At 67.3% G+C, this 4,385-nt stretch carries 2 protein-coding genes; both read right to left on the minus strand.

The window, feature by feature from the left end; all coding sequences use genetic code 11:
* Positions 1-117: 117 nt before the first annotated feature.
* Complete coding sequence (locus tag AC6CH3_RS23205) at positions 118-3,135, minus strand: glycoside hydrolase family 2 TIM barrel-domain containing protein (protein ID WP_498134675.1); 3,018 nt, start codon at positions 3,133-3,135, stop codon at positions 118-120.
* 102 nt (positions 3,136-3,237) lie between these two features.
* On the minus strand, positions 3,238-4,344 hold the full coding sequence (locus AC6CH3_RS23210) for a LacI family DNA-binding transcriptional regulator (RefSeq protein ID WP_498134676.1): 1,107 nt from the start codon (positions 4,342-4,344) through the stop codon (positions 3,238-3,240).
* Positions 4,345-4,385 lie beyond the last annotated feature (41 nt).

Raw genomic sequence — 4,385 nt, forward strand, 5'->3', positions numbered from 1 at the left:
GTATCGGTCGTTCGCCGGGCGGATTCGAAGCTATTTGCCCGCTATGGAGCGCGTCACATTCCGGCCGTGCTCCTGTTGGGCGGTGGACGTGCTCCTGATGAACCGGAATCCGAGCCATCAACCCGTGACTTCAAGGACCAGGGTGAAGTCTGCATCGCGTCGGTGGATCAAGTAGCCCTCCAGCACTCCAGGACCGCAGGCACCGGTTCCCACTCCGCGTTGGACATGGTCGAGGTAGACGTAGGTGCTTCCGTCCGGCACCAGGTCCGGCTGGTGATTGGCGGCATCAAGCGCAGCCTGGCTGTACGGCCTCACTGTCAGTGCGAAGGGTTCCCCGCTGACAGCCAGGCTGCCAGCGCCCAGTTCCAGCGTTGCGCTGTGCACAGCCGCGCGGGCGCCGGACTCCTGCGGGCGGACGTAGTCCACGGCCATGTCGGCGGCGGGCAGGGAATGCCACCCCTTGCGTGTGCCTTGTCCCGTATCCGGATAAGCCTGGTGGGGCCCTTGTCCGAACCAGTCAACGTGCCGGGCCTCGGTGCCCAAAACGAACTCCAGTCCGATCCGCGCCCATGGCACGTCGCGTCCCCTATCGGTCCAGTCCCCGTCAGGACTCACCCGGGTCCGCAGGCTTAGCCTTCCGCCGTCGCTGGTCCAGAGGTAATCCACAAACACGCCGTACTGCTTGTCCGCAATACCGACCCGCGTCCTGATCTCCAGTGACTCACCGCCCTCGGCGCGGGGCACAGCCGATATGCCGATGAGCCGGGCGTGCAGCCGGTTGAGGCCGGCCTCGAGCCACCGCTGCGCGAGGGTTGGGGCTTCAGGGTTACCCCACCAGTCCAGTCCGTGGTCGTTATCCGTGGGGGCCCGCCACAGTACAAGACGCAGGTCATTCACCGGCAGCCCGCCCAGGCGGGTCAGCGCTCCGGTGGCCCGGGAGAAGGTCGCCGGACCCAGCCGCAGCTCACCGGCTCCGGTCTCGGCCACGACTTCAGTGGCACGGACCTGAGGGACTTCGGGCTGGTTGATGAATCCCTGGCCCCACGCGACCTCATGCCCCGCGGCGGCCCACTCAGTGTCCTCCGCCAGCTCGGCCCGGACTGTCAGCACGGCGGCCGCGTCGCGGGCCAGCTCAGCCAGTCCCGCCGGCAGCACAATGGAGGATTCGCTGTTGGGCGCCAACGGCGCGACGTCCACCGGACCGCCGTCGAGAGTGCCGCCGTCGACCTCGACGGTGTAGCGGAACCTGACAGCGGACGTGTCCGCGAAGTCGAACTTGTTGGCAACGGTGAAGCTTGTCCAGTCCGCCGCGATGGTGATGGCCAGCGGCTCAATAACCTTCTTGAAGTCCAACAGCGCGGGCCTGGGCTTTCGGCCGGCATCCACGAGGCCGTCCGTGACGAAATTGCCGTCGTGAATTTCCTCACCGAAGTCGCCGCCGTACGCGAAGTACTCGCGGCCGTCATTACCGGTGCACGTGATGCCGTGCTCCAGCCATTCCCAGACGAAGCCGCCCATAAGCCGCGGATACCGGTCGAAGAGTTCCTGGTACTCGGTCATGCCGCCCGGGCCGGTGCCCATCGCGTGCACATATTCGCAAAGGACAAAGGGCATGGCGCGCCGCCGGGCGTCGAGCCCGGGATCGTCCAGGGCAGGCTCCATCCCCTGACCGATCAGCGCGGTGTCGGCCTGGTCGGCGTACATCCGCGAGTAGACGTCCACGTAGGGCGAGCTCCAGTCGCCCTCGTAGTGAATGGGCCGGGACGGGTCGCGGTGCTTTGTCCAGCGGGACATGGCCGCCAGGTTCCGCCCCGTGCCGGACTCGTTCCCCAGCGACCACATGATCACAGAGGCGTGGTTCTTGTCCCGCTCAACAGTGCGCCGCATCCGGTCCAGCAGGGCCGGCTGCCACTGCGGGTCGTCACTGGGATTCTGCTTCCATCCGGCGCTTTCGAAGCCGTGGGTCTCCAGATCGCATTCCAGCACCACGTAGAAACCCAGCCGGTCCGCGAGGGCCAGGAATTCCGGGTGCGGCGGGTAATGGGAGGTGCGGATGGCGTTGATGTTGTGCTGTTTCATCAGCCGCAGCTCCGCCTCCATCACCTCCCGCGGAACCGCACGCCCCAGCCGCGGATCGTGTTCATGCCGGTTTACGCCGCACAGCAGGATCCGCCGGCCGTTTACCTTGAACTGCGCGTCCTCGATCGTGATGGAGCGGAAGCCCACCTGTAGGTTTACGGTCTCACCGGCGGTGCTGACCGTGGCCCCGTACAGTCGCGGGAGCTCGGCGGACCATGGGTCCACCCCAGGAATGCGCAGCTCGCTTCCGGCCGCCAGCTCCAGCCCCAGCTCGGGAAGGCGTACGACGGCGTCGATCGCCTTACCGCCCCGGGTCGCCTCCACCATGAGGAGCCCTTGCCCGGTGACATGGTCGTATCCTGCATGGACAAAGACATCGTCGATTCGATCGCTGGGGCGCGCCTGGAGCGTGACATCACGGAAGATTCCCGGCAGCCACCACATGTCCTGGTCTTCGAGGTAGCTGGCAGCCGAGAACTGCGCAACACGCACAGCCAGGGTGTTTCGCCCCGGGACCAGGACGTTTGTGACGTCGAACTCGTGCGCCAGGCGGCTGCCGCGGGTGGTGCCGAGCCTGGTTCCGTTCAGCCACACGGTGCCGGCAGACTCGATACCGTCAAAGCGCAGGACCGACCGCGGAAAGAACCCGGGCCCGGCGTCGAACTCCACGAGGTGGTCTCCGATGGGGTTCGTGTCCGGAACGTGGGGAGGCTCAACTGCGAACGGGTACTGCACATTCGTGTACCAGGGCGAGCCGTGTCCGTGCATGGGCCAACTGGACGGCACCGGTAAATCCTCGAAGCCCGTCAGGTCCTGGCCCAGCTGCCAGCCGTCCTCAGGGGCCAGCCTTGCCCCGCCGTGAATCCGGAACTTCCAGGTGCCGTTCAGGACCTTGCGGGGCGCATCGCTGTGGAGGTAGGCGCGGGCCGGAAGCGCGCCTTCGGCGGGCGCCATCGATTCGAGCTCCCTGACCTGCCCTGCCCCGACGTCCAGATAGCGACCGGCGGAACCTTCCGGCCGTGAATCAGCGGGCGCCGTGGATGAGTCGACTGACATGCTTGTCCCCTGGGTTGGGCATTGGATGTGCTCTCGTGAACGTTCACGAACGTGTCCAAGACTACTGTGGCCGGAGTCATTTGGGTAGGGGAACCGGCCCGGTCAGGCGGACTGCCGCAGCACCAGACGGTGGCGGAGCACCAGCTCCGAACCCGGTCCACCGGGCTCGATGGCACCCGTGAGCAGGCCGTCCAGAAGTTCGACGGCGGCCCGTCCCACCTCCCGCAGGTCCAGTGCGAGGGTGGTGAGCTCCGGCGTCAGCAGCTCCCCGAGCGGAATGCCGTCCATGCCAATCACGGCGCAATCCGCAGGGACAGCGCGGCCCGACTCGGCCAGGGCCTTCAGAGTGCCCGCCGCCATGAGGTCGTTGAACACCACTATCCCGTCTGTGCCGGGGTGCTCCTCGAGCAGCCGGTGCGTCGCTTGGCGGGCATCCGCTGCCGACTCAGGTGATACGGACACCGCCAGCGCCACGCCGGAGGCAGCGGCGCTGCGGGCGAAGGCGTGGCCGCGGGCAGTCACCACGCCCTGCGCGGAGGCTGTTGCACCTCCCGCCTCCCCCGTGGGGGACGACGCTGCGGCATGGCCGGGGCCTGAATCCGCACGGTCGATGTATGCGAGTTGGCGGCAGCCCCTGGCCCGCAGGTGCTCCAGGGCCGCGCGCGCCGCATGGCCGTAGTCAAAGGAAATCCGGCCTGAGGCTGACCCCGACGGCTGGTCGAGAACCACCAGGGGCCGGGGGCCAAGAATGGCATGCGCTTCGTCCGCGGCGCCGCCCAGGTATCCGATCACGGCGTCCACCTGGGGCGCGAGATGTTCCACAGACTCCACGCCGGTGGCACCGCCATGCCCGTAGTCATCCATGACGACGTGCCAGCCTCGCTGCGTGGCTAGCTCGACCACACTGGAGGCGAATGCCGGATAGTAAGGGTTAGTGAGATCCGGAATCGCGAGCCCCACCGACGTTCTCGCCCCCTGGACGAGCCCCTTGGCGAAGCGGCTGGGCGTATACCCAAGTTCGCGCGCGAGTTCCTGGACCCTTTGGCGCGTCTCCGGCCGAATGCCCGGCATGGCGTTCATGGCGCGGGTGACAGTTTGCCGGGAGACGCCGGCCGCCGCGGCCACGTCAAGGATGGTGGCACGCTTTGCCGGTCCCGCGGATGCGCCGGGGCCGCGCCCGGACGAGGCGTCACCGGAAGGAGGGGTCATAGTTGGTAAGTTTAGATGCCGGCCGGGGTGTTCCGTTTTGT

The organism is Arthrobacter sp. GQ119 (genome assembly GCF_059759125.1).

Bases quoted from the DNA above. Each gene is read 5' to 3' on its own strand.
- AC6CH3_RS23205 (WP_498134675.1), bottom strand. From the start codon at position 3,135: ATGTCAGTCGACTCATCCACGGCGCCCGCTGATTCACGGCCGGAAGGT.
- AC6CH3_RS23210 (WP_498134676.1), bottom strand. From the start codon at position 4,344: ATGACCCCTCCTTCCGGTGACGCCTCGTCCGGGCGCGGCCCCGGCGCA.